At 63.4% G+C, this 25,934-nt stretch carries 23 protein-coding genes and 1 rRNA gene; 12 read left to right on the top strand and 12 right to left on the bottom strand.

Annotated elements, in window-relative coordinates; all coding sequences use genetic code 11:
- Position 1 precedes the first annotated feature (1 nt).
- The 6 genes from GCT19_RS28715 to GCT19_RS28690 all read left to right on the top strand — a co-directional run bounded on the left by GCT19_RS28715 (position 2) and on the right by GCT19_RS28690 (position 5,086).
- Complete coding sequence (locus GCT19_RS28715; protein WP_013091479.1) at positions 2-322, top strand: malonate decarboxylase subunit delta; 321 nt, start codon at positions 2-4, stop codon at positions 320-322.
- Positions 319-1,203, top strand: a complete 885-nt coding sequence (locus tag GCT19_RS28710) for a biotin-independent malonate decarboxylase subunit beta (RefSeq protein ID WP_152853816.1) — start codon at positions 319-321, stop codon at positions 1,201-1,203. The genes GCT19_RS28715 and GCT19_RS28710 overlap by 4 nt, the downstream gene beginning before the upstream one ends.
- Positions 1,200-2,015, top strand: a complete 816-nt coding sequence (gene mdcE, locus GCT19_RS28705; RefSeq protein ID WP_152853815.1) for a biotin-independent malonate decarboxylase subunit gamma — start codon at positions 1,200-1,202, stop codon at positions 2,013-2,015. The genes GCT19_RS28710 and mdcE overlap by 4 nt, the downstream gene beginning before the upstream one ends.
- The gene (locus tag GCT19_RS28700) at positions 2,015-2,713 is read left to right on the top strand and encodes a malonate decarboxylase holo-ACP synthase (RefSeq protein ID WP_152853860.1); all 699 of its coding nucleotides are present in this window, start codon (positions 2,015-2,017) and stop codon (positions 2,711-2,713) included. Before mdcE ends, GCT19_RS28700 begins: the two co-directional genes overlap by 1 nt.
- Positions 2,713-3,645, top strand: a complete 933-nt coding sequence (gene mdcH / locus GCT19_RS28695) for a malonate decarboxylase subunit epsilon (protein ID WP_152853814.1) — start codon at positions 2,713-2,715, stop codon at positions 3,643-3,645. Before GCT19_RS28700 ends, mdcH begins: the two co-directional genes overlap by 1 nt.
- Before the next feature lie 631 nt (positions 3,646-4,276).
- Entirely contained in the window at positions 4,277-5,086 is an 810-nt protein-coding gene (locus tag GCT19_RS28690) for a class I SAM-dependent methyltransferase (protein ID WP_013091474.1), read from the top strand.
- Positions 5,087-5,103: 17 nt separating this feature from the next.
- Here GCT19_RS28690 and GCT19_RS28685 read toward each other — a convergent pair whose 3' ends face one another.
- The gene (locus GCT19_RS28685) at positions 5,104-7,860 is read right to left on the bottom strand and encodes an HAD-IC family P-type ATPase (protein WP_018433072.1); all 2,757 of its coding nucleotides are present in this window, start codon (positions 7,858-7,860) and stop codon (positions 5,104-5,106) included.
- Between the two features lie 45 nt (positions 7,861-7,905).
- Entirely contained in the window at positions 7,906-8,853 is a 948-nt protein-coding gene (locus GCT19_RS28680) for a polyphosphate kinase 2 family protein (protein WP_152853813.1), read from the bottom strand.
- A 150-nt stretch (positions 8,854-9,003) separates the two neighbouring features.
- Here GCT19_RS28680 and GCT19_RS28675 point away from each other — a divergent pair, with 150 nt between their 5' ends.
- Positions 9,004-9,699, top strand: coding sequence for a phosphatase PAP2 family protein (locus GCT19_RS28675; RefSeq protein WP_152853812.1), 696 nt, complete (start codon positions 9,004-9,006; stop codon positions 9,697-9,699).
- A gap of 19 nt (positions 9,700-9,718) precedes the next feature.
- Here the strand turns inward: GCT19_RS28675 and yjfF are convergent, their stop codons facing one another.
- The 5 genes from yjfF to GCT19_RS28650 all read right to left on the bottom strand — a co-directional run bounded on the left by yjfF (position 9,719) and on the right by GCT19_RS28650 (position 15,519).
- Positions 9,719-10,816 carry a galactofuranose ABC transporter, permease protein YjfF gene (gene yjfF, locus GCT19_RS28670; protein WP_013091471.1) on the bottom strand — a complete coding sequence of 366 codons (1,098 nt, stop codon included), beginning with the start codon at positions 10,814-10,816 and terminating at the stop codon, positions 9,719-9,721.
- The gene (locus tag GCT19_RS28665; protein WP_152853811.1) at positions 10,813-11,856 is read right to left on the bottom strand and encodes an ABC transporter permease; all 1,044 of its coding nucleotides are present in this window, start codon (positions 11,854-11,856) and stop codon (positions 10,813-10,815) included. Before GCT19_RS28665 ends, yjfF begins: the two co-directional genes overlap by 4 nt.
- Complete coding sequence (locus GCT19_RS28660; protein ID WP_018433068.1) at positions 11,853-13,493, bottom strand: sugar ABC transporter ATP-binding protein; 1,641 nt, start codon at positions 13,491-13,493, stop codon at positions 11,853-11,855. Before GCT19_RS28660 ends, GCT19_RS28665 begins: the two co-directional genes overlap by 4 nt.
- Before the next feature lie 254 nt (positions 13,494-13,747).
- On the bottom strand, positions 13,748-14,734 hold the full coding sequence (locus GCT19_RS28655; protein ID WP_018433067.1) for an ABC transporter substrate-binding protein: 987 nt from the start codon (positions 14,732-14,734) through the stop codon (positions 13,748-13,750).
- 182 nt (positions 14,735-14,916) lie between these two features.
- A complete protein-coding gene (locus tag GCT19_RS28650; RefSeq protein WP_152853810.1) occupies positions 14,917-15,519 on the bottom strand; it encodes an alpha-ketoglutarate-dependent dioxygenase AlkB family protein in 603 nt (200 codons plus the stop codon).
- A gap of 140 nt (positions 15,520-15,659) precedes the next feature.
- Between GCT19_RS28650 and GCT19_RS28645 the strand changes: the two genes are divergently transcribed.
- Positions 15,660-16,244, top strand: coding sequence for a malonic semialdehyde reductase (locus GCT19_RS28645; protein WP_152853809.1), 585 nt, complete (start codon positions 15,660-15,662; stop codon positions 16,242-16,244).
- A gap of 59 nt (positions 16,245-16,303) precedes the next feature.
- Here the strand turns inward: GCT19_RS28645 and GCT19_RS28640 are convergent, their stop codons facing one another.
- Positions 16,304-16,651 carry a hypothetical protein gene (locus GCT19_RS28640; RefSeq protein WP_018433064.1) on the bottom strand — a complete coding sequence of 116 codons (348 nt, stop codon included), beginning with the start codon at positions 16,649-16,651 and terminating at the stop codon, positions 16,304-16,306.
- Between the two features lie 431 nt (positions 16,652-17,082).
- Here GCT19_RS28640 and GCT19_RS28635 point away from each other — a divergent pair, with 431 nt between their 5' ends.
- From GCT19_RS28635 to GCT19_RS28625, 3 genes are all read left to right on the top strand, one after another.
- Positions 17,083-18,246 (top strand): metallophosphoesterase, encoded by a 1,164-nt coding sequence (locus tag GCT19_RS28635; RefSeq protein WP_013091464.1) that lies wholly within the window; start codon positions 17,083-17,085, stop codon positions 18,244-18,246.
- Between the two features lie 475 nt (positions 18,247-18,721).
- A complete protein-coding gene (locus tag GCT19_RS28630; protein WP_018433063.1) occupies positions 18,722-19,429 on the top strand; it encodes an MgtC/SapB family protein in 708 nt (235 codons plus the stop codon).
- A 162-nt stretch (positions 19,430-19,591) separates the two neighbouring features.
- Positions 19,592-19,846 (top strand): GlsB/YeaQ/YmgE family stress response membrane protein, encoded by a 255-nt coding sequence (locus GCT19_RS28625; protein ID WP_013091463.1) that lies wholly within the window; start codon positions 19,592-19,594, stop codon positions 19,844-19,846.
- A gap of 112 nt (positions 19,847-19,958) precedes the next feature.
- Here GCT19_RS28625 and GCT19_RS28620 read toward each other — a convergent pair whose 3' ends face one another.
- The 3 genes from GCT19_RS28620 to GCT19_RS28610 all read right to left on the bottom strand — a co-directional run bounded on the left by GCT19_RS28620 (position 19,959) and on the right by GCT19_RS28610 (position 24,193).
- The gene (locus GCT19_RS28620) at positions 19,959-21,458 is read right to left on the bottom strand and encodes an acetyl-CoA hydrolase/transferase family protein (protein ID WP_184132892.1); all 1,500 of its coding nucleotides are present in this window, start codon (positions 21,456-21,458) and stop codon (positions 19,959-19,961) included.
- Positions 21,459-21,635: 177 nt separating this feature from the next.
- On the bottom strand, positions 21,636-21,854 hold the full coding sequence (locus GCT19_RS28615; protein ID WP_152853807.1) for a hypothetical protein: 219 nt from the start codon (positions 21,852-21,854) through the stop codon (positions 21,636-21,638).
- A gap of 125 nt (positions 21,855-21,979) precedes the next feature.
- Positions 21,980-24,193 (bottom strand): FUSC family protein, encoded by a 2,214-nt coding sequence (locus GCT19_RS28610; RefSeq protein WP_152853806.1) that lies wholly within the window; start codon positions 24,191-24,193, stop codon positions 21,980-21,982.
- A gap of 199 nt (positions 24,194-24,392) precedes the next feature.
- Between GCT19_RS28610 and GCT19_RS28605 the strand changes: the two genes are divergently transcribed.
- Positions 24,393-25,403 (top strand): LysR family transcriptional regulator, encoded by a 1,011-nt coding sequence (locus GCT19_RS28605; RefSeq protein ID WP_152853805.1) that lies wholly within the window; start codon positions 24,393-24,395, stop codon positions 25,401-25,403.
- A 293-nt stretch (positions 25,404-25,696) separates the two neighbouring features.
- On the opposite strand, the gene rrf is transcribed toward GCT19_RS28605, so the two are convergent.
- Positions 25,697-25,810: ribosomal RNA gene (gene rrf, locus GCT19_RS28600) — 5S ribosomal RNA — on the bottom strand.
- Between the last annotated feature and the right edge of the window lie 124 nt (positions 25,811-25,934).

Genomic DNA, 25,934 nt, shown 5'->3' with positions numbered 1-25,934 from the left:
CATGGAACATCTGACTTTCGATTATCCGGCGCAACGCGCCGTCACGACCCGCGCGCACGTCGGCGTAGTCGGCTCGGGCGATCTGGAAGTGCTGCTGTCGCCCGCCGCCGATGCAGGCGGCTCGGCGCTTGCTGCGCACGTGGTCGTGCGCACCAGCGTCGACGGCTATAGCCACATCTGGAAGAGCGTGCTCGACCGCTTCTTCACGCGCTACGACGGCGCGGCGAACATCGAGATCAACGACTTCGGCGCGACGCCGGGCGTGGTCGCGCTACGGCTCGCGGAAGCGGTCGAAGCGGCCGAGGAAGGAGGCAGCGTATGAGCACGAGCGCCAGCGTTCACCGCGCACCGCTGCTGCACGAGAGCTTCATCGAACTACCCGCGCGCGAGCGCGCCCGCTCGCTGCTCGACGCGGGCAGCTTCCGCGAACTGCTCGGACCGTTCGACCGCATCGCTTCGCCGTGGCTGCCCATGCAGGGCATCGTCTGCCAGGCCGACGACGGCTGCGTGATCGCGCGCGGCACGATCGACGGCGAACCGGCCGTGGTCGCCGCGATCGAATCGGCGTTCCAGGGCGGCAGCATCGGCGAAGTGTCGGGCAGCAAGATCGCCGCGGCGCTCGAGATGGCGCTGCGCGACTGCAAGCGCGGCAAGCTCGTGCGCCCCGTCGTGCTGTTCGAGACCGGCGGCGTGCGGCTGCAGGAAGCGAACCTCGGGCTTGCGGTCATTGCCGAGATTCAGGCGGCGATCGTCGCGCTGCGCCGGCACGTGCCGGTGGTCGGCGTGATCGCGGGCATGGTCGGCTGCTTCGGAGGCATGTCGCTCGCGGCCGCGCTGTGCTCGTATCTGATCGTGACCAAGCAGGGACGGCTCGGCATGAACGGACCCGAAGTGATCGAGCAGGAAGCCGGCATCGAAGAACTCGATGCGAGCGATCGCCGCCGCGTGTGGCAACTGATCGGCGGCGAGCAGCGCGTCGCGAGCGCGCTCGCCGACACGCTCGTCGACGACGATGCCGACGCGGTGCGCGCCGCCGTGCTCGCTGCGTTCGCGCGGGGCGTGCCGGCCCAGCATCGCAGCGAGCAGGTCGACAGGTTCCTGCAGCGCCTCGCGCGGATCGATCCGGCAAGCGTCACGCCCGAGTCGCTGCGTGATGTGTACAACCCGCAAGCGGGCGGTCTATCGAACAAGGAGCAGGCATGAGCGACACGACACTCACCCGCGGCGCGCGCTGGTTCACCGCACTGGCCGGCGAATCGTCGAGCGCGGCACCCGTCTGGAGCGGCGATGCGCCGCTCGGCGGCGACACCGCTCGCTTCATCTCGGTCGTGCCCGATGCCGCGAACCGCTTTCCGCGCGCGACCAGCAACGTGGTCGGGCTCGAACAAGGCTGGCAACTCGCGCGCGCGGTGCGCGAAGTCATGGAAGCGGATCGAGGCGCCGGCACGCGCCGCCCGATCGTCGCGATCGTCGACGTGAAGAGCCAGGCGTATGGCTATCGCGAGGAAATGCTCGGCATCCACCTCGCCTGCGCAGCCGCCGTCGACGCCTACGCGAGCGCGCGCGACGCCGGGCACCCGGTGATCGCGCTGATCGTCGGTCCGGCGATGTCCGGCGCGTTCCTCGCGCACGGCTATCAGGCGAACCGCATCGTCGCGCTCGACGTGCCCGGCACGATGGTCCACGCGATGGGCAAGGAAGCGGCCGCGCGGGTCACGCGCCGCACGGTCGAAGAACTCGACGAACTCGGCGAGACGATCGTGCCGATGTCGTATTCGATGGCGTCGTTCGCGAAGCTGGGGCTGCTCGATCAGCTGATCGACGGCGTCGATGCGGATGCGCCTGACGCGGCGCAGATCGAGCGCGTGCGCACGGTGCTGGTCGAACAGATTCGCAGCGCGCGCGAGGGGAATCGGACGCTCGCGCGGCGGCTGGAATCGACGGCGGCGCGGCAGACTCGCGCGGCGTCGATCGAGGTTCGGCGGCGTCTTGCCGAACAGTGGAATGCCGCGTGATGGGCGTGTGTGCGGCTGCGCAGTTCCCGACTGCTTGCGCCACGTTCTGCGACGCGCGCTGGCGGCCGCACGATCTGCTGCGCTTGCGACGGCTCGATTCGCTCGATGACGAACCGGCATGGGTTCGCGATGCGTTCGAACGCGCACCGTATGCGGTCGTCCGACGCGCGTTCGTCGCTGAAGGCTTCGTCGCGATCGGCGTGCGCGGCGCGGAGCGACAGCAACGTTACGGCACGTGGGCGCAGGCGGACGATATCGTCGGCATCGTATCGCCGGAGTCCCTGGCCCGGGCGCGACCCGATCCCGAACGTGATGCATTGCCTTCTTTCGTTGCGCTGCTTTCGTTGCAATCCGACCGGAGCGGTCCGCTTTCTGGATTCGTTTGGGGACCTACCGGTAGCACGGGATTTGAACTGGCGACGTATGCGCCAACTGTCAACGAAGCCAGCGATCTCGATCTGTTGATCCGCGTGCCCGAACCGCTGGGGTTGAATGTCGCAGGTGCTTTGGTCGAGCAACTGCAAACGCTCTCCGCGCGTGTCGGTGTGCGCATCGATGCACAACTCGAAACGCCCGCGGGCGGCGTTGCGCTCGCCGAGTGGGCCGCGGGCAAGGCGCGCGTGCTGGCCCGGCACGCGAGCGGCCCCCGCATGATCGCCGATCCGTGGGCCGATGTTGCTCAGGATGGCACCGCCTGATGCTCGCGCTTCTGTTCCCCGGTCAAGGTGCGCAAAGCGAAGGCTTTCTGAATCGGCTGCCGCGGCATCGCGCGGTACAGGACACGTTCGCTGAAGCAGCGGACACGCTCGGCATGAACGTGCTGACGCTCGACTCACCCGATGCTTTGGATTCAACCGTCGCCGTGCAACTGGGACTGACGATCGCGGGCGTCGCGATCACACGCGCGCTCGCCGATGAAGGCTTGGTGGCGGAAATCAGCGCGGGGCTGTCGGTCGGCGCATATCCGGCAGCGGTCAGTAGCGGCGCGGTGGCGTTTCGCGATGCGTTGAAGATGGTGCGACGGCGCGCCGAACTGATGGAGACCGCTTATCCGTCCGGCTATGGTCTCGCGGCCGTATCCGGCCTGAGCGAGCAGCAGGTGGAAACGCTCGTCGCGCAGCAGGCGGAACAGCAACGGCAACGCGTGTATATCGGCAACGTCAATGCGCCGCGCCAGATCGTGATGGCCGGCGCGGACGATGCGCTCGACGTGTTCATCGAACGCGCACTCGCGGCCGGCGCGCGCAAGGCCACCCGGCTCGCGGTCAGCGTGCCCTCGCATTGCGAGTTGCTCGCGCATGCGAGCGACGAACTGCTCGCGTACTCGCGCGAGTTGTGTTTTGAAACACCGCGCGGCATCTATATCGGCAATCGCGGTGGACGGCCGTTATATACGGCCGACGCGATCCGCGAAGATCTTGCTACGAACATGCGCTACACCGTGCGCTGGTTCGATGCGCTCACCGTGATGCAGGAAATGGGCGCGCACGTGCTGGTCGAGGCGCCTCCGGGGCAAGTGTTGACGGACATCGTGAGGGAGTATTTTTCGGAGACTAGCGCGCTGGCAGCCAGTGCGTTGCCGTTCGACAGGCTGGTTGGGACACTGCGCAGGCGCCTCGAGCGTGGCTAATGCGGCGGGGACGACACCTTCCGGTTGATCCTGGATGTGTCGGCCGCCGAACAACACAAGGTTCGCCAAGGTGTTTGCCCGAACGCAACCCTGCCACACCTTGAATCGATGTCCCCGCCCGGATATCTCATTCGCATACGTTGCGGCGCCCACTTCGACCGGCAGAACGGCCGTCGGCCGCGTCAATTATGGTCGAGGGCGCAAAACCATCACAATAAGGCGCAAAACGTGGAGATTCCTGGCCAATTGCGGAATGTCCAACTGCTATCCTTGAAACAAGTCGACTCGTTCTCGAGCGCACTCGCATGCGCGCGCACTCGGAAAGAGGGATCCATGTGTTGTCCTGCACTATCGCGGCATTTTTTTCTCTGTGGTTCCATTGCCGGTTTGCCTGCGACACATATCGCGTGCACCGCCCTCGAGCAATAGTGTGGCTACACAAGGCTTTGCACAAAGCCTGAACCGCAACGCAGTCGAGGCAGCAGATTTCGCCAAACGCGGTCCATCAGGATTCAAATTCAGAGTGATCAACTTACCGCGAATTTCTCGCTGACGCCACACATGTAGCAAAAGCCGGCATTCTGGACACGAGTTGCGCAGAACTCAGCCTTCGCACCAATATGAGGGAGATATGCATAGACCCATCGACACTGAAACGATCCCGAGCAATGAATTGCAGCAGGTCAGGACGACTTATGCCAAGCTTTGCGAGGACTACCTTGCACATCGCACCGATGGTGAATACCGCGACTATGTGCAATCGGTCATTGCCAACGACGCCAGTCTCGATCGGCACGTGCGCGCGTTCGAAATCTATGCACCGTATATCAAGCCTGGAATGAAAGTGCTCGACTGGGGATGCCGTCACGCCCCAGATTCGTGCATGCTTCGCACGCTCTACCGAGACATCGACATATATGGCTGCGACATATGCAAAGATGGCCAATTCGCGGAATTTCATCAGTACGCCGGGTTATCTTTCGCAGCGCTCGATCATGAATTTCTGCTGCCGTACGAAGACAATCAATTCGATGTGGTGATTGGAAGCGGTGTACTCGAGCACGTGGCTCGCGAACAAAAGAGCATCGATGAGCTATGGCGCGTGCTGAAAGACAACGGTTTGCTGATAATCACATTTCTACCTAACCGCTTATCGGCAACTGAAAACGCATGCAGAGTGATGAAGAAGTACACGGGCCATAATCGGCTGTACAGCCTCAGCGACGCGAAGCGCCTGTTTCTCCGGTCGGGATTCGTGTTGGAAGAATGTGGCTATCATCAGGTCTTTCCGACGTTCGCAAAAGGCATAAAGGGCGGCGGAGCGCTCAATGCACTGGCCAATATCGGCATGAAGCTGAACCGCCCTTTCGAGCGGATACCGATCGTCAATGCAGTGTCGGCGAATCTGTTTTTCATCCTCCGCCGCGTTCATGAGATGTAGGAGGCCGCCAAGGCGGCCTACCCCGCCGGATCATTGCGCAAGGCCGCGCCGCCCTCCTGTTGCGAAGTCACGAATCCTCTCAATGCGGGGGTGAGTCGGAAGACGAGCTTCTCGAGTTCCACCACGAGGAAGAACACGACGCCACCAGCAAAGAGCCACCCCCACGCCGACAAGGGCAGCGCCTCGGTGTGGAAAACGGCCTGGAACGGGAACGTATAGGTGAACAGAAGCTGCAACACCACGACCCCGGCTATCCCGTACCACAGATGGCGATTGCCCATATGGGCACGCACGGTCAGTGACGAATCGAGCAGATAGCGGATGTTGAGCAGATAGAACACCTGGCCCAGCGTAATGGCGTTGACCGCGGCAGTGCGCGCCAGATCATCCGACGCCCCGTGCGACTTCATCCAGAAGAAGGTCGATAGCGTATAGAGCACCAGCGCCGCGCCGACGAACAGGATGCGCCAGATGCCGAAGCGCGTGACGATCGGCCGGTCGATTGCGCGTGGCGAGCGGCGCATCACGTCCGCCTCGTGCGGCTCGAACGAAATGGTCAGGCCGAGCGCGACCGAAGTCACCATATTGACCCACAGGATCTGCGGCGCCGTGATCGGCAGCGTGAAGGCGAACAGGATCGCCACCGCGATTACCGCGCCTTGCGCGATATTGGTCGGCAGCATGAACAGCATCGCCTTCTCGATGTTGTTGTAGACCGTGCGCCCTTCCTTCACCGCCGCGGAGATCGATGCGAAATTGTCGTCGGCGAGGATCATCCCCGCCGCCTCCTTCGTCACCTCGGTGCCCTTGATCCCCATCGCGACGCCGATGTCGGCCTTCTTCAGCGCGGGCGCATCGTTGACGCCGTCGCCCGTCATCGCGACGATCTGCCGATTCGCCTGAATCGCCTTGACGAGCCGCAGCTTATGCTCGGGACTCGCGCGCGCGAACACGTCGACGCTGCGCACGCATTCCTGCAAAGCCGCATCGTTCATCGCCTCGATCTCGGCGCCGGACACGGCCGTCTTGCCGTCGCCGATACCCAGCATTCTTGCGATTGCCGCCGCGGTGATCTTGTGGTCGCCCGTGATCATCGTCACGCGGATGCCCCCGCCATGGCATTCGCGCACGGCCTCGATCGCCTCCTTGCGCGGCGGGTCCATCAGGCCCACGAGGCCGAGCAATACGAGGGTGCGCGGCAGATCCTGCGGCCCGAGCGTCCCGGTACGCAGGCCCGGGTCCGGCAGCCACGCGAGCCCGAGCACGCGCTCACCTTGCGCGGCGAGCCGGTCGCCCTCCCTTGCGAAATGCTCGCGATCGAGCGGCACCGGGCCTTGCGCCGTCTGCTGCCGGTCACAATGATCGATGATCACTTCTGGCGCGCCTTTGACCAGCAGCATCTCGCCGTCCGCCGAGCGGTTCAGCGTCGCCATGAACTTGTGCTCGGACTCGAAGGGGATCACGTTGACCCTCGGCGCGGCGGCCGTCTCGGCGGCACGGTCCATGCCCAGTTTGGAAGCGAACGGGTAGAGCGCGCCCTCGGTCGGGTCACCCTCCACCTTCCACTTTCCTTCTTCTTCGAAGAGCTCCGCGTCGTTGCACAACAGCGACACGCGGCCCATCAGCTTCAGCACGTCCGGCGCAGCGACGAGCGGCTTGCCATCGGCGCTCACCTGTCCTTCGCTGGCGTAGCCGTCGCCCGTAACGGAATAACCCGCTTCCGCCGTCACGGCGGAGGTGACCATCATCTCCATCAGGGTCAGCGTGCCCGTTTTATCCGAGCAGATGCGCGAGACGGCGCCCAGCGTCTCGACCGCCGGTAGACGGCGAATAATGGCGTTGCGCTGGGCCATGCGCTGCACGCCGATGGCGAGTGTGATGGTGATCAGTGCCGGCAGGCCTTCCGGGATCACCGACACGGCAATCCCCACGATGGCCTGGAACAGCTCGACGAACGTCATGTGTCCGAGCCAGTGCCCATAGGAGAAGAGCAGCACGCTGACAACGCCGATCACTGCCGTGATCACGTAGCCGAATTTCTTGATCTGGCGCAGCAGCGGCGTTTCGAGCGCGCTGACCTCGGCGAGCATCTGGTTGATCCGGCCGAGCTCCGTCTGGCTGCCGGTCGTCACCACGACGCCGGTGGCCCGGCCCGACAGGACCATCGTGCCGCAGAACGCCATGTTCTCGCGGTCGCCGACCGTGGCTTTGGCGGGCACCGGCGCGGTGCTCTTCTCGGCCGGGAGGGATTCGCCCGTCAGAGCCGCTTCTTCCGTGTGCAGATTCCTCGCGTCGACGAGACGCATGTCCGCCGGGATTTTGTCGCCCGATTCGAGTAGCACGATGTCGCCAGGAACGAGTTCATCGGCGGGGATCAAGCGAACCGTTCCGCCACGCATGACGCGCGCCTCGGCAGACAGCATGTTGCGAATCGAATCGAGCGCCTTTTCGGCGCGTCCTTCCTGAATGAAGCCGAGCAGCGAGTTGAGGATCACGACGGCCAGAATGACCGTGCCATCGAGCCAAAGGCCCATCATGAACTTGATGAAACCGGCCACCAGCAGCACGTAGATCAGAATGTTGTGGAACTGCATCAGGAAGCGTGCGACCGGCCCTCTCTTCTTGCCCTGCGGCAGGCGGTTCGGCCCATAGGTGGCCAGCCGCCCGGTCGCTTCCGCGGCATCGAGGCCCTGCGCGGGATCGACGTTGAACTGCCGTTCGATGTCACCGGCCGGCATCGCATGCCACGGCGTCGCACTCTCAACTGAGCTCATCCTCGTGTCTCCCGGTTCCAGTGATTTCGGGTCAGGGGGCCGCTCTCAATGATCGGAATCGTCCCCGGGTTGATCGGGTCTCGTCTCGTCCACCGCTTCAGCGTCGAGCTCTTTCCTCGCGGCGGCGAGATCCTTCATCTGCTCTCGCGTCGCTTTCGGATATTCGAGGTCGAGCTTCTCGACGGCCTCGACGATCGCCGCCGCGACGATGAGGCGCGTGAAAGGCTTGTTGTCGGCGGGCACGACGTACCACGGAGCCGCTTCGGAGGCCGTCGCGCGGATGGCCTCTTCATAGGCGTGCATATAGTCCTTCCAGTAGCGACGCTCGCGAACGTCGGATGCCGAAAACTTCCAGTTCTTGTCGGGATTGTCGAGGCGTTCCATGAACCGCTTCTTCTGCTCTCCGTACGACAGGTTCAGATAGAACTTGACTATGACCACGCCCTGGCGCGTCAGATAGTCTTCGAAGCGCGCGATGTCGGCGAGCCGTTCTTCCCATATGTTGTTGCCGACCCGTCCCGGCGGTATCTTCTGGGCACGGAGCAGATGCCGATGCACGCGCACCACCAGCGCCTCTTCATAGTACGAGCGGTTGAAAATACCGATGTGCCCGCGCTCGGGCACTTTCCTGGAATAGCGCCAAAGGAAATCGTGCGAGAGTTCCTCATCCGACGGCTGCTTGAACGAGATGACATCGCAGCCCTGCGGATTGACGCGCGACATCACGTGCTTGATCGTCCCATCCTTTCCCGCGGCGTCCATGGCCTGGAACACCAGCAGCACGGCCCAGGAATCCTGCGCATAGAGGATCTCCTGCTCCATCGCGAGCCATTTCGAACCGCGCTGAAGCAGTTGCTGCGCCTCTTCCTTATGCATTTTGAGTCCCAGCGTCTCGCCGGGATCGAAATTCTTCAGGAAGAAATCTTTGCCGCTGGTGACGCGGAACGGATCGGTGTATGCCCGCAGCGCGTTGAGTATTTCCATGCGAACCATCGCTTGTTCCCCACGACATCTGCAATCAGTTGCAGCGCAACCGCGGTCGTACTGGTCACAACTCTTTCTGATAATAGGTCACACAAACGGAAACGTGCTCATCGGCAACGTCGCTGCCCAACCGCGTCGCGACGGAAAAAATGCGTCCTGATGCTGCAACATTCCGGACCTCCGAGCCGGTCGATCACAGCCTGCCGGTCCCGTCGGCCCCAGTCGCGACAAGGCCGCCAGACGATAGGCATTACCTGTGCTTGTCCTTTAGCGGACCGGACCAACGAAAAATGGATGAGCGGCCGCCGCGACGAACTGTCGGAGTTCGTGCTGCTCTTCATGCTGTCGGGCATTCTGCTGGTTCTGGTTGCGACGCCGCTTCCCGCCTCGAGCGCACTTCTGCACTTCGGCATTGCGGACCCCAACACGTCGGCTACCGTCTCGGAGTTTTATCCACTGGTGCCGGCGCAAGGCATGATGTCGATGACGTCATTTCACACGACGCTCGGTATTGTCTTTATCTATGCGCTGCGTCGCATGCCACGGCTATTGCTGTGTTTGGTTCCGCTCAACCTGATGATGATCCTGTCGACGCCGACGCAAGGCGGTCACTATCTCGCCGATGAGTTTGCGGGACTGCTGCTCAGTGCGCTTTCGATCGCAGCGCTCAAACGCTGCATGCACGTGCTGGCGACGCGCAATTTCGGGAATGTCGCCAAGCGCGCCGTCTATTCAGGGGTCGCGCCGATCGACTCGGTTCCCCGATGCGCATGGCCCGGCAGCGCCTGGATCGCGCGGATCGCGCGTCGACTAATGGGAAAGCGGCGCCCCGAACAACGGGGCGCCGCCGTTTGAAGCGCTGGAAGGACGCGCCCTAGCCCGGCGCCCTGCCCAACACCTGCGAATCCGACGACGCCGCCGTCGACGGCTCGTCATGCCCGTGCCCATGTCCCGTCGTCGTGACCGCATTGGTGCCGCCGGGCCGACGCACGGACTTCGCGTGCCGCTCGATCAACCGTTGCAGCAAGCAGAACGCGCACAGCAGCGCGCCGATCACGATCCGCGTCCACCACGAACTGAGCGTGCCGTCGAACGTAATCAGCGTCTGGATCGTGCCGAGAATGCCGACGCCGAACAGCGAGCCGACCACGTAACCGACGCCGCCGGTCAGCAGCGTGCCGCCGATCACCGTCGCCGCGATCGCATCGAGCTCCATGCCCTGCCCCTGCAGCCCATAGCCCGACAGCACGTAGAACGTGAACACCGCGCCGCCGAGCGCCGAACAGAAGCCGCTCAGCGCATACACGCCGACGCGTGTACGGGCGACCGGCAGCCCCATCAGCAGCGCCGAGCGCGGATTGCCGCCAACCGCATACACGTTGCGTCCGAAGCGCGTGAAATGGGCGACGTAGATCGCGGCCGCGAGCGTCACGAGCGCGATCAGCACGTTCGCCGATACCGAACCGACGCCGACACTGAGACGAAACGCGGAGATCGCCTTGAACGTCGGATCGGTAATCGTGATCGACTGCGTCGTGATCAGAAAGCACAGGCCACGCGCGAAGAACATCCCCGCCAGCGTCACGATGAACGCCTGCAGGCGGAAGTAGTGAATCAGCGCGCCCTGCACCGCGCCGAACACCGTGCCCATCAACAGCACGATCGGAATGATCAGCCACACCGACACATGCATGTGCTCGGACAGCACGGCTTCGACGATCGTCGTCAGCGCGACGATCGAGCCCACCGACAGATCGATGCCGCCCGACACGATCACGAACGTCATGCCGATCGCGACGATCAGCAGGAACGCGTTGTCGACGAGCAGATCGAGCAGCACCTGCCACGAGAAGAAACCGGTGTACATCACCGAACCAAAGCCGAATAGCGCGCAGAACAGCAGGACCGTCACCGCGATCGGCAGCGTGCGCGGATCGACCACGCGGGCGAGTGCTTCGAGAAAGCGCGTCATCGTGCCACCCCGCGCGATTTGACCAGCGACGCGCCGAACGACACCGCGAGCGAGCGCGCCACCGGCGACTGGATCACGCTGACCGCGAGCACGACGGCCGCCTTGACGACGAGCGTCGCTTCCGGCGGCACGCCGATCGAATAGGTCGTGTACGTAAGCGTCTGGATGATCAGCGCGCCGAGCACCGTGCCCGCGAAGCTGAAGCGGCCACCGAGCAGCGACGTGCCGCCGAGCGTCACGGCGAGAATCGCGTCGAGTTCGAGCAGCAGGCCCGCGTTGTTGCCGTCCGCGCTACGCACGTTCGAGCTGATCAGGATGCCGGCCAGCGCCGCGGTCAAGCCCGAGAAGCTGTACACCGCGAACACGATCGCCTTCGAGCGCAAGCCGACGAGCCGTGTCGCAACCGGATTCACGCCGATTGCGCGAATGAACAGACCGAGCGCCGTGCCCTCCACCAAAGCGGCGGTCGCCAGCACGGCGACGGTCGCGATCCATACCGAGCACGGCACGCCGAGCCAGTAGCCGCCGCCGACGAACAGATAGCCGGGCGCGCCGATCGGGATGATCTGCCCGGCGGTCAGCAGTTGCGCGATGCCGCGGCCGGCGACCATCAGGATCAGCGTCGCGATGATCGGCTGCATGCCGACGAACGCGACGAGCACCCCGTTCCACATGCCGCTCAAGATGCCGACCACGAGCGCGGCCAGCAGCGCCTGCACGATCAGCGCACCGCTCGGCACGGCCTGGGTCGAGAGTATCGTCGCGGCCGCGGCGCCGGCGATCGCGACCACCGCGCCGACCGAGATGTCGATGCCGCGCGTCGCGATCACGAGCGTCATGCCGATCGCGACCAGCACGAGCGGCGCCGCGCGATTCAGGATGTCGATCGGTGCGCCGAACAGGTGGCCGTCGAGTGTGCGCAGCGCAAGAAAATGCGGATTGACCAGCAGGTTCAGTCCGCACAGCAGCACCAGCGTCACGCATGGCCACACCAGCGGACGTTCGACGCCGTCGCGCACGAACCAGTTCGATAGCTTCATTCGCCGCTCCCTGCGATGAGTCGGTAGATGTTGTCTTCGTTCGATGCCTTACCGGCCACCTCGGCGATCTTGCGGCGATCGCGCAGCACCGCGACGCGATGGCTGACGCGCAGCACCTCGCTGATCTCCGACGAGATGAACAGGATGGACAGGCCGTTCGCGCACAGCGCGAGCAGCCGGTCCATGATGTCGAACTTCGCGGCGACGTCGATGCCGCGGGTCGGCTCGTCGAGGATCAGCAGTTTGGGATCGGTTGCCAGCCAGCGCGCGAGCAGAGCCTTCTGCTGATTGCCCCCGGACAGCAGCGCGATCGGCTGCTCGGCGTCGGACGCCTTGATGCCGAGCCGCTCGATCCACATGTCGGCGAGTTCGCGCGCGCGTTGCCGGCTGATCTTGCGCCACCAGCCGCGCCGCGCCTGCAGCGCGAGCATGATGTTTTCGCGGATCGACAACTCGGCGACGATGCCTTCCTTCTTGCGGTCTTCCGCGCAATAGCCGATGCCGTGACGCACCGCGTCGTGCGGCGTGCGCAGCCGCACGGGACGCCCTTCGACGAGGATCGTGCCGCTGTCCGCGCGATCCGCGCCGAACAGCAGACGCGCGGTTTCGGTGCGCCCCGAGCCGAGCAGTCCCGCGAGGCCGAGTATCTGGCCGGCGTGCACTTCGAGATCGACCGGCTGTAGCGTGCCGCGACGGCCGACGCCGCGCAGTTCGATGAACGGCTGCGTGGCCGTTGCTTCCTCCGGGTGATCGTGCGCGACTTCCTGTAGATCGTCGGCGGCCTGCTCTTCGTGGGCTGCTTCGCGCAGACGCGCGCTCATCCGCTCGTGGCCGACCATCTTCGCGACCAGCTGATCCGCGGACAGATCGCGCGCCAGATATTCGCCTTCGCGCTCGCCGTTGCGCATCACCGTGATGCGATCGGAGATCGCATAGGTCTGCTCGATGAAATGCGTGACGAACAGGATCGCGATGCCCGATCGCTTGAGATGGCGAAGGATTTTGAAAAGCTGCGCGACTTCACTGTCGTCAAGGCTCGACGTCGGCTCGTCGAGAATCAGCACGCGCGCATCGACGGACAACGCTCGCGCGATCGCGACCATCTGCTGCACGGCGATCGGATAGGCGTCGAGCGAGCGCGTGACGTCGAGCGACACGTCGAGGCGCGCGAGCGCTTCCTGCGCGCGCCGCTTGATGTCGGGCCAGTCGATCGCGCCGAAGCGGCGCGGCTGCCGGCCCGCGAAGATGTTCTCCGCGACCGACAGATTCGGACACAGGTTCACTTCCTGATACAGCGTGCGCACGCCGGCCGCCTCGGCTTCCTGCGGCGACGCGAACGCGACCACCTCGCCGCCGAGGCGGATCGTGCCGGCATCGGGTGCGAGCACGCCGGTGAGCACGTTGATCAACGTGGATTTGCCGGCGCCGTTCTGGCCCATCAGCGTATGGACCTCGCCGGGAAACAGGCGGAAGTCGACGCGTTGCAGCGCCTTCACGCCCGGAAATGTCTTGCTGACGCCGGAGGTCGCCAGAATCGGTTCGCGCGCGCTCATGTCATTCTGTTGGCTTCGCGCACCCGGTGACGCGCCGCGCTGCGGCTGGTCCGGCTGAGTCGGTTCGGTAGCGGATTGGGTCATGGACCTCGCTCGATCGGCTATGCATGGTTCGGCAGGCCCCAGCGGCATGCTTGCGCGGACGCATGCTCCTGAAAAGAGACCGCCCGCTGCAGAAGGAAGCAGCCCGGGCGGTCAGGCACCACTGGAGAAACCTGTTCGATGTGTCCGTACTGCACATCTCCTTCGCGTCGTGGGCCGCGTTGGCCCAGGCGCCTGAACACCGCACACGCCGCGGCACTCGCGCTAGCGATGCCGCGGCGACGTTGCGCGCCGCGTCAGTACTTACGCGACGGCAAAGTTTGCGCAGCGACGCTCATCGGGAAGACAGTCTCCTGAGTCAGGATGCGCTTCGGCAGCGGCTTGCCAGCCACCACGTCTTTCACCGCCGTCATCAGCTGCGGTCCGAGCAGCGGGCTGCACTCGACGTCGACGTTGATCTTGCCGGCGGCCATCGCCTGGAAGCCGCCCTTGGTTGCGTCGAACGAAACCACTACGACGTCCTTGCCCGGATGCATGCCGGCTTCTTCCATCGCCTGGATCGCGCCGAGGGCCATGTCGTCGTTATGAGCATAGACAACGTTGATCTTGTTGCCGTAGGTCTTGATGAACGCTTCCATCACCTGCTTGCCACCGGCTAGCGTGAAGTCGCCGCTTTGCGACGCGATGATCTTGAACTTCGGATCGCTCTTGATCACTTCGATCAGACCCGCGTGGCGGTCGTTGGCCGGCGCGGAGCCGACCGTGCCTTGCAGCTCGGCGATGTTGATCGGGCCTTTATCGTTCTTGTAGTTCTCCGCGAGCCACTTGCCGCCGCGTCGTCCCTCTTCGAGGAAGTCCGAGCCGATCATCGTCACGTACAGCGACGGGTCCTTCACGTCGATGTTGCGGTCGGTCAGGATCACCGGAATCTTCGCGGCCTTGGCTTCGAGCAGCACCGGTTCCCAGCCCGATTCGACGACCGGCGAGAACGCGATTACGTCGACCTTCTGAGCGATATACGAGCGGATCGCCTTGATCTGGTTTTCCTGCTTCTGCTGCCCGTCGGAGAATTTGAGGTTGATACCGGCTTCCGTCGCCGCGGACTTCACCGATTCGGTATTCGCGGTGCGCCATGCGCTTTCCGCACCGACCTGCGCAAAACCGAGCGTTATTTTCTTGTCTTCGGCATGCGCGCCTGGCGTGGCCAGCGTTAGCACTCCGAGACTCGCGGAAAGCGCGAGCGCGCCCAGAGCGCGACACGCGGCACGTCGTGAATTCGCCATGACAGTCTCCAATCGTTGTTGTGTAGACGACCCAGCGGTCAGCCCGGCCCTCGTGGCCCCTCACGGCGCATGGATCGTGATGTAGCGTACTGTGCGACGCGTTAACCGTCCAATCATATGATTCGCGCCCTCGATATCAATTTTGGTATAGCGCGCCGATCAGAGCATTGCCGCCCGCTGACTCAAGTCGGTGAGACGCTCGGGGTGACCCAGCGAAACGTTAGATTGATGCGCTCGCCGCTCACACGCGGCTCCTTCGGCACCCGATGACGCCACTGCGCCTGGGTGTCGCCCTTCATCACGAGCAGGCTGCCGCCCTTCAGCGAGAACGATTGCACGACGCCGCTGCGGTTGTGCTGCAAATCGAACCTGCGCGCGACGCCGAGACTCACCGACGCGATCACCGGTTGCTTGCCGAGTTCGGGCTCGCGGTCCGCATGCCAGCCCATGCTATCGGCGCCACTGCGGTAGCGATTCAGCAGCACGCTGTTAAAACGCGCGCCGCTGGTCGCCTCGGCGGCGGCCTTCAGTTCAGCGACGGCGGGCGTCCACGCTTGCGGCACGTTGCGGATTCCCGAGTAGACATACACCGCATCCGGCTCGCCCTGCCAGGCGGTCAGACGCGGCAGTGCAACACGGCCGCCAGGCGTGCCCATCATGTCCTGGCGCCATTGCACTTCGTCGATCAGGCGGACGAGCAGACGCTCGGCGTCGTCCGCTGCGAGCCAGTCGGGATACCAGTCGACGTCGGGGGTCGGCAGATCGTTGAAAAGATCGGTGTTCATCGGAATGCCTGGATGCAAGCGGACGAGTAAAGACCTTGGCTATTATGGCGACGACGGCTCACGCGCTGATTCACGCGCCTTGCTCTTTCATTCGACGCGGCTCTGCGCGCTCCCTCTGTTCTTTCGCACGGATCACTTCCATGACACTTTCCGATCAGGCGCTCGCGCAGCTCTTTCGCGACGCGCGTACGCACAACGGCTGGCAGAACGAACCGATCGACGACGCCGTGCTGCGCGAGTTGATGGAGCTCGTCCTGCTCGGCCCGACCTCGGCCAATTCGAGTCCGGGCCGCTTCGTGTTCGTCAGGACGCCGGAGGGCAAGGAGAAACTGCGCCCGGCGTTGTCGGCTGGCAATCTCGAGAAAACGATGGCCGCGCCGGTCACGGTGATCGTCGCCATGGACATGGCCTTCTACGAGCATCTGCCGAAGCTGTTTCCGCATGCGGATGCGCGCAGCTGGTTCGTCGGCAACGAGCGGTTGATCGCGGACACGGCGTTTCGCAATTCGACGCTGCAAGGCGGCTATCTGATACTCGCGGCACGTGCGCTCGGCCTCGACACCGGGCCGATGTCGGGCTTCGATCAGGCCAAGGTCGACGAAGCGTTCTTTGCGGGTACGACGGTGAAGTCGAACTTCCTGATCAATCTTGGCTATGGCGATCCGTCGAAGCTGTTTCCTCGCAGCCCGCGCTTTTCGTTCGACGAAGCGGCGCGGATAGTGTGACAGCGCGTTGATGATGGATGGCGCGGCGGGTGTCGCGCCACGCATTGAATCGAATCGCGTCAGGTTAGCAGCGCGATATAAAACACCACCGTGCCGATCAACGCGCCGATGAAGCAGAAGCCCTCTTCCGCTTCGTCGCCATTCGAGCGTAACCACGCGCCGACCGCGCCGAACAGGCCCGCGATGCCGAGCGCGACACACACCATCACGACGTCGAACAACGCGCTTTTGCCAAGCTCGGAAAAATCGAAGCCGCGCACGCCGATGTAAAGCGCAATCGCCATCAGCGAGATGCCGACGAGCGGCAGCATCACATGGCTGCCCTCGTATCCGACATGATGCGGATGATGAACATGATGCACGTCGTCCGCGTGATGCCACAGGTGGCCCGGTTTGAGCAGCTTCATGGTGTGCCTCCCCCCGCCGATCTCTTTTCCGGCGACAGAACCAGTCATGGCCGAAGCGCCCTACGCTGCCCCGGCAACAAGCTGTTTGGTTTCAAGCATACTCCACGCATGAATACAATTCAAAGCCCATTTAATTCGTTTGCATAGGCATTGAAATGCGTGGCGCTCGGCCTTGTAAGTATGTGCTGAGCACGGAACGCGCCTGCCCCGGCGAAGCCCTGTCATGGCTCGTTCCGGCGCCTTCCGGCGGGCGTGTCGTGCGGTGCGGGAGCATGAATTTTGCAGCCACGGCAAGGGACTTAACATGCCGGTAGAATGATTCGCCGCGTTCGCTAACCTTCGCGAACACAAGCACTGCCCGCCAACGGGTCGCCGCCGCGCTGTCGCTGTGATGCCGGCCCGTTGGCCCCCTTCCCGTCCTGATCCTCTTTATGCGACGTTCATCGTTTCTTGTCCGCATCATCCTGATTGGCATCCTGCTGCATATCTACGTTGGTTTGCGCCTGATTCCGGACATGCCGATCGACTCGGCCGGCCGCGGGCTGTGCGTGCTGTGGCTCGTGCTGTCGATTTACCTGATCCCGGTCGGCATGATGGCGCGCGGCTTCAAGCGCCAGCCGCTCGGCGACCGGCTCGCGTGGGTCGGCCTGCTCGCGATGGGCTTCTTCTCGTCGCTGCTGGTACTGACGTTCGCGCGTGACCTGATGCTGGCGTCGCTGCTGACGATCGACGCGCTCTGGCCGAACACGCTCACGATCGCCCATTGGCGCACCGGCTCCGCGGCGGCAGTGCCGCTGCTCGCGCTGCTGTCGACGCTGATCGGCCTGGTCAACGCGCGCCGTCGCGCGCGCGTCGTCACGATCGAAGTGCCGATCGACGATCTGCCTGCCGAGCTCGACGGCTTCACGATCGTGCAGATCAGCGACATCCACGTCGGCCCGACGATCAAGGGCCGCTATGTCGACGCGATCGTCGACGCGGTGAACCGGCTCGAGCCGGATCTGATCGCGGTGACGGGCGACGTCGTCGACGGCAGCGTGCCGCAGTTGAGCCGGCATACGCAGCCGCTGTCGCGGCTCGCAGCGCGGCACGGTGCGTTTCTCGTGACCGGCAATCACGAGTACTACTCCGGCGCGAACTCGTGGATCGCCGAATTCCGCCGGCTCGGCTTGCGGGTGCTGCTGAACGAGCACGTGATCGTCGATCATGACGGCGCGCGCGCCGTGATCGCCGGCGTCACCGATTACTCGGCGGGTCATCACGACCCCGCCCACCGTAGCGACCCGGTCGCGGCGCTCGCCGGCGCGCCGGGCGACGTGCTGATCCGGGTGCTGCTCGCACATCAGCCTCGCTCGGCCGAAGCGGCCGCGGCGGCTGGCTTCACGCTGCAGTTGTCGGGTCATACGCACGGCGGTCAGTTCTTCCCGTGGAATTTCTTTGTGCGGCTGCAACAGCCGTTCACGGCGGGCCTCGCGCGTCTGGACGGACTATGGGTTTATACGAGTCGGGGCACGGGCTATTGGGGACCGCCGAAACGACTGGGCGCACCTTCGGAGATCACGCGCTTGAGACTCGTACCGGGCGCACCCGATTGAACTCAACATTGGCAGTCCGGATGAATCAATTACGGCCTTTCTGCACTACGGCTATAGCAAACCTAAATGCACACTCCGTGCCGCTCTCGGCTTGACTGATCTTTGCGCAGCCCCCTAAAATTCGCGCAATTCTTCTAACCGGAATCACGATCTTGGACAGTAGCAGTTGTACCAGCCGAGTATCGATTCGCCCGCTCGCCTGAGCCGCAGGATTTCCACTTCAGTCTTTTCTGTCGCCGTCCTGCCTTCGGGCTCGATGGCGCACGTCGCTCTCATTTCATTGTCATTCGCGTACTGTCGGTGAAACACCGCGTGGCTCGGTGCCATGCCGATACCGCACGCTCCGGCCGCTGCACGTGTGCGCGCGCGTAGTTCGTCCGGCCCGCATGCACTAGCCGTGCACGAGGTAGACGGCGCCGTGTTCTCACGCGTAGGCTTCACTCTGCTGCAGCGCGCACGCCAACCTTTCTGAACGATGACACTCGAATTCTTCCTGCGGCTTCTGACCGCTTTTGCTTGCGGCGTCGCGATCGGCCTCGAACGACAGATGCGCCAGCGCACAGCCGGCCTGCGCACGATCACGCTCGTGGCGAGCGGCGCGTGCCTGTTCGTCACGCTCGGCGTGCTGACCGGCAACGGCGTCAGCGGCATTACGCAGATTGCGGCCTATGTGGTGTCCGGCGTCGGCTTTCTCGGCGGCGGCGTCATCATGCGCGATAAAGGTTCGATCCAGGGGATCAACACCGCGGCGACGCTGTGGTGCTCGGCGGCCGTCGGCGTATTGAGCGGCGCGGGACATTACGGACCGGCGCTCGCCGGCACCGCGGTCGTGCTGCTGGCCAACACCGTATTGCGTGAAGTGAGCCGGATGATCAACTCGACGCCGGTTTCAAACGCCGACCTCGTGCGCGAGTACGTGCTGACGATCGTCTGCCGCGAAGCCGACGAGATCCACATTCGCACCGCGATTTCCAACTCGATGTACTCGGCGCCGCTATCGTTCCAGAGCCTGACGAGCGAGGATGTCGAGAACGAGCCGGCGCGCATTCGCGTGACCGCGACGCTGAAGATGCATCCGAAGGATCAATCGAAGCTCGAACAGATGGCGAGCCGCCTGAGCATGGAAAAGAGCGTGTCCAGCGTCAGTTGGACCGCGCGAGAAGCAGAGCCGACACCCGAATGAAGCGCTACGCACAAGTCTCCTTTGTTCCCGCGCATCGTCTACACTTAGCTTGCAGCAGATTCAGATAGTGTTGATTCCGCGTCCGGAACGCGGACCGTCCCATAACCTTCGACTAAGCTCTGTCACCGTGATTTATTCACACTCAACCAGGGAGTCTCGAATATGGAACACGGCATCATTGCATGGCTCATCATCGGCGCGATTGCTGGCTGGCTCGCGGGCGTATTGGTCAAGGGTGGCGGCTTCGGCCTGATCGTCGACATCATCGTCGGGATCATCGGGGCGTTCATCGGCGGCTGGCTTGCCGGCGTTCTGCATATCTCGCTCGGCAGCGGCTGGATCGCTTCCATCATCACCGCGGTGATCGGCGCGGTCATTCTGCTGTTTATTATCCGGCTCGTGCGACGAGGCTCCTGAGCACAGCATCGAATTTCATCAAGCGCCAGCGGGTTCGTGCCGCTGGCGCTTTTTTGTTGCCTGTTTCTGCTGCTTTTACCGCGGCGATGGTGTGCACCGCGGCCGTTGCGGATCAGGCCGGCAGCATCGAGCCCGTATCGCGCAGCCGCGTATGCCATGCAAACGCCTGATCGAGGCAATGCGGCGTCTGCCCTCCCCAACGCAACGCATCGCGATAGTAGTCGCGCAACAGTTCGCGATACCGCGGGTGTACGCAATGCTCGATGATCAGCGTCGCACGTTCGCGCGGTGCGAGCCCGCGCAGGTCGGCGAGGCCTTGCTCGGTGACGACGACGTCGACGTCGTGTTCGTTGTGATCGCAATGCGGCACCATCGGCACGATGCTCGAAATGCGGTCGCCTTTCGCAGTCGACTTGGTCGCGAACACCGCGCACGACGCATTGCGCGCAAAGTCGCCCGAGCCGCCGATGCCGTTCATCATGTGCGTGCCGCCGACATGCGTCGAATTGACGTTACCGTAGATATCGAATTCGAGCGCGGTATTGAGCGCGATCAGACCGAGCCGCCGAATCACCTCGGGATGATTGCTGACTTCCTGCGGACGCAGCACGAGCCGGTCGCGATAACGCTCGATATCGCCGAATACCTGCGTCTGCCGCGCGGCCGACAAGGTGATCGACGCGCCGGACGCGAACGCAACCTTGCCGGCGTCCATCAAATCGAACGTCGAATCCTGCAAGACTTCTGAATAGATTTCGAACACATCGAAAGGGGAATCGACGAAGCCCGCCAGCACCGCGTTAGCGATCGTACCGATGCCCGCCTGCAGCGGCGGCAACTGCTTCGGCATGCGGCCACGCGTGACTTCGTGCTGGAAAAATTCGATCAAGTGGCCGGCGATCAACGCGGTTTCCCGATCCGCGGGCAGCACCGTGGAGGGGCTGTCGGCCATGTCCGTGATCACGATCGCCGCGATTTTCTCGGGCGGAATTTCGATCGCGGGTGTGCCGACGCGATCCTGCGCGCGCACGATCGGCAGCGGCTCGCGATGCGGCCGGCGCCCCGGAATCCAGATATCGTGCAAGCCTTCGAGTTCGAGCGGCTGCGCAAGATTGATCTCGACGATGACCTTGTCCGCGAGAATCGCGAAGCTCGCCGAATTGCCGACTGAAGTTGTCGGCACGATACCTCCGCTCTCCGTGATCGCGGCGGCTTCGATGATCGCGACATCGAGCTTGCCGAGCTGGTTCGCCCGCAGCATCTCGACGGTCTCGGACAGATGCTGATCGACGAACATCACTTCGCCACGATTGATTGCGTCGCGCAGCGTCTTGTCTACCTGAAACGGCAGACGGCGCGCGAGCACGTGCGCTTCGGTCAGCATGCGGTCGACGTCATGACCGAGCGAGGCGCCCGTCATCAGCGTGATGCGCAGCGGCTCGCCCAGCTGGCGTGCACGCTCGGCAAGCGCGACCGGCACGGCCTTCGCGTCGCCCGCGCGCGTGAAACCGCTTGCGCCAACGCGCATGCCGTCGTGAATCAGGAGTGCCGCGTCGGCGGCCGTGGTGATTTTTCCGCGCAGCGCGGCGCAGCGAATTCGGTCTTCGTACATGAAAGGGAGTCTCTCCATAGTCGCCAGCTCCGTCTACTGGTGCGCACGTCTGCGGTGTGCTTCGCTCAATAGCCGGTAGCCGCACCCGCCGCGGCGTCTCGGTCGGACGGCGTCGCGAGCAGGTGTTGGGTCGCGTGACAGGGTCCGCGACAGGTGTTGCGCGTGAAGCAGCCGGAATCAGCTGCCGAAAAAGATGTTGCAGAAGCTCATCGGGCCAACGCATTCGTCGGCTTTCGCTTTCGGCGCTTCCGCATGCTTGCGCGCGGCACCCTTATCGGCGCGCTGGCTATCCGCCTGCGCAACCTGCTGGTCCGGCGCGGCCGGCGCCGTCTGTGCATAGGCGGCGGCAGCGGTGGACAAAGAACAGGCGATCAGGACCAACTTCAAGACTTTCATCTCTTTCTCCAGGACTACGACTACTGCGAGGCAGTGACGGCACTATATGACCGTCATCAATGCGGATTAATGGGGTCGGCCGGAAGAGATCTTTCCATTTGGCAGAAAGATCCACGAAGCCTTGCTCAGCGACGATTGAACGGCGCGTCCTTGTCCAGCAACGCGCTCCGAATGAAGTGCAGGCAGCTCAAGATGCGCTGCAGATCGTGACGCCGGTCGCGCTCGGCATGCACTGTCCGCAGCATGTCTTGTGCGAGCCAGGTGGCCGAGCGCACGGCGGCGAGTGCGCGTTCGAGCGAACCCGGACCGGGGCGTTCGAAGAGCCGGGCGAGATCGTCGCAGGTGTGTTCGATCACGCTTCGCCAGCGCGGCTGAAGGATGTCGGCATAATCGGCGCGTGCGGCTTCGTTGCGCAGATCGACGACAGCGTGACCTATTTCTATCGTCGCGAGCATCCAGCGAAGTGCGTCGCGCCGTCGCCGTGATCGGTGCGTCAACAGCACGCGTAGTTGTGAAGTCAGATCGTGAGTGCCCGCCTGGAAACGTCGGTTCAGACCCGGCAGGCCGTCCTTGCATGCCGACACCGTTTGCGCTCGCAGGTCGCCCATGATCCGGTCGATCAGCCAGCGCATATCGGCGGGAAAAACCACCGCGAATGCAACAGCCGCGAGCAACATCGACGCGGTCAGCGCGATGCCGTTGTTGACCAGCAGATCGGGCGCGTAGCTGACGACGTTGTCAGGCCCGGCCAGCAGACAGAAGAACACCGAAAAACCGATGCCGAACCCCGCCGCGCCGCGACGCGTCGCGATGAATGCACCGAGCGCGAGCACCGGCGAGAGTGCCGCGCAAAGCAGCGGAAAACCATCGATGTTCGGATACACGTAGCACATGAACACGTAGCCGGCCAACGTCGCGAGCACTGCCCCGATCGCCATCTGGATGGCCATTCTGGTCGCGCTTGGCGCGGTGGACGTCAACGCACAGACCAGCGTTGCGCCGATCACGGCAAGGCCGCCGCTCGGCCAGTTGGTCGCGATCCAGAACGCACCGGCGATCCCGATGACGACAGCCGAGCGCAGAAACGTGAACAATACGGCGAAGTGGTTCGTGCGGCTGACAGGTCTGCTCGTGCAGAGGCTCTTTTGTGGACTTGAGCTGCGTCGCAGCCTTTGCTGCCGGCTTTCCGATTTGCGCCACAAGCTTGCATACGTTTGCGAATAATTCATCCATTCGCCGACGAATCGATACAGCAATTCGGCTGCCATGTCGAAGTCCGCGAGCGATTCCGCGGACGCCGCTTCGAGTGGCCGCCTCGATTCGCGTACCCGGCGTGGCAGGTTCTGTCGAAACAGGCGCAGGTCGGCTGCTGCGTGCGAGGCTTCGGCGCCCGCTTCAGCTCGAGCTTCCAACAAGGCTCCCAGTTGGTCGAAGTACGGACCGACGGCCGCGAGTATCGACACAGCGCCACTCGCACGCAACCGTTTGAGCAACTGATTCAGCGCGTGCAGACGCGCGCATGCATCCATGAATTCGCTATTCAGACGCGCCAGATGCGCACTGCGCGAGCGCATCGCCGGATCTTCGAAGGCGACGAACGTACGGGTTGCTTCGAAGCCAGCGATTTCATCGACGAAATCCGCGAAACGCCGTTCGAACTGATTGCGCTCGAGCCCGCGTGCGAGCACATCGACAGCAAAGGCAGTAAAATTCGCGTACCTGACCTGAAGGTTACGTCGCAGCGCAAGGCTCGAGCGCTGTGGCAAAAGCAATGCGCTGACCGCGCTCGAACACACGATGCCAACCGCCACTTCCGCCGCACGCGCGAGGGCGGCGAGGAACAGTCCCTCGGGAGTCGTCACGTTCGGAATACCGATCAGCGCCGCGGTGTAACCCGCGAGCACAAAACCGTACCATCTGAAATGCCGATACCGGACCGCCGCAGCAATACAGGCGCTCACCCACGCGATCATGCCGAGCATGTACAGTTCGGGCTGCTGAGCGAACAGGCCGCCGAGCACGAGCGCGGCCACGGTCCCTACTGCCGTTCCGAGAATCCGGTAGAAGCTCTTCGCGAGCACCATGCCGCTGAACGGTTGCATCAACACAAAGACAGTGGTCATCGCAATGCGCGGCTGCGGCAGATCGAGCAGCATCGCGATGCCCAGCGCCAGCAGACCGGCGGCGACCGTCTTCAGCAGATGAAGCCAGGTCAGACCGTCGCTGCTGGCCCAGTCGCGCACGGCCCGATTGAGTTTGGCTCGGCGGAGTCGTTGCCGCATCACGCCGCGCGGACCGAAGAAATCGGCCGACGCTTCGATCGCATGATCGGGTTTCATCTGAAAACAGTGCACCCCACGTGGTCGCTGAGAGAGCCTCCGGGCAGAATCGCTGACACCGATAGGCGAGGCGCCGATTGTAGGAGTCCCTGTTGCACGCATTAAGACGACGGGTGCAGAACATCTGTTCCAGAACGGACAACAATAGTGTTCTGGGACTGACGGAAAATATGATCCTGGTCATGAAACAGAAGGTTTGATGGACACGCTACAAAATATGCGAGTGTTCGTGCGCGTGGTTGAAGCCGGTAGCTTCACCGCGGCCGCGCAGTCGCTCAACTCAACGACCGGCGCGATGTCTCGTGCCGTCTCCGAACTTGAAGCACATCTGCGCACGCGCCTGCTGAATCGATCAACGCGTCGGCTTGCGCTGACCACCGCCGGCGAGCGCTATCTGAAGCGGTCGCAGCAGATTCTCGCAGATGTCGATATTGCGGAAGAAGAAGCCAGTTGCGCACACGAGCGACCAACCGGCGCGCTGCGCATGCATAGCTTTGCGAGCATCGGCCAGCACTACGTCCTGCCGGCTATTTCGCGTTATCGCGAGCTTTATCCTGACGTGACCGTCGAGTTGACGCTGTCGCAGCGCATGCCCGATCTGTTCGAGGGCAGCGCCGACGTGGCCGTGATCGGCGCATCGATGCTGCCGAATTCGGACCTCGTATCATTTCCGCTGGGGACGACGTTTAGCATCCTGTGCGCATCGCCGGCTTACGTGCGCGCGCACGGCGCGCCGCAAGAACCGGGTGACCTTGCGCATCACGAATGTCTGATCCTTCATACGCCAGCGTTCCCGCCACATGAATGGACGCTCGACGGCCCGAACGGTAGTGAATTGATGGAAGTCGACGGACCCGTGCATGTGAACATCGCCGAATCACTGATCGTGGCGATCCGCGAAGGCATGGGCATCGGTATGGTGCCGCTCTACGCGGCCATTTCAGGGTTGCGCGATGGCACGCTGGTACGCGTGTTGCCGGAATATACGCTGCAAAAGACAACGGTTTACGCGCTCTATCCGTCGCGCAAATTCATCGATGCAAAGACGCGCACGTGGGTCGAATTCTTGCGCTCGCATCTGCCGAAGGTGATTGCGCGCGACGAAGCATTGCTTGCCGACGTCGGGCAAAAGGGATCCGTAGACGACCCCGTGCAGATGGGTGGAGTTGTCCCTGTCACTCAGGACGTGCCGACACCGGTACGTCCATGAACTCGCGGCAAGGCAGCCTGAACTTATGTGGGGAGCGGTTCAGCGGATTTGCGAGTGGCGCTCATGGAAGTGTTCAAACTCGACAGTCAGACACAAGAGCGCCGTTGGCGCCGCAGGCGTGTCTATATAGGCGACGTTATAGAGCCGTCGATAAACAGGCTACTTTTGTCAGTGGCCGGTAACGGCGTCCGGCCACGCTGATTGTTTGCCCTCGGTCGAGGACCTTGCTTGTGATTTCGCCGCGTAAACGCAAAAACCCCACCGCTGGGGGTGGGGTTTCTGGCTTTGGGGGAGCCTGACGATTACCTACTTTCACACGGGCAATCCGCACTATCATCGGCGTGGAGTCGTTTCACGGTCCTGTTCGGGATGGGAAGGGGTGGGACCGACTCGCTATGGTCATCAGGCATGACGGGTTGCTGCGTCGCTCTCAGGTTGGGGTCAACCGGGCGCCACAGCCAATCGGGAAGAAGCGTAAAGGATTCGTGTGTGGGGCTGTGTTGTTTCTGGCACAACACCGATCTCAACCGG

Origin of the sequence: Paraburkholderia atlantica, from assembly GCF_009362785.1 — a bacterium.
GTDB classification, from domain to species: domain Bacteria; phylum Pseudomonadota; class Gammaproteobacteria; order Burkholderiales; family Burkholderiaceae; genus Paraburkholderia; species Paraburkholderia atlantica.
Note: the sequence above shows the minus strand (reverse complement) of the source record. Positions and strands in the feature narration are given on the sequence as shown.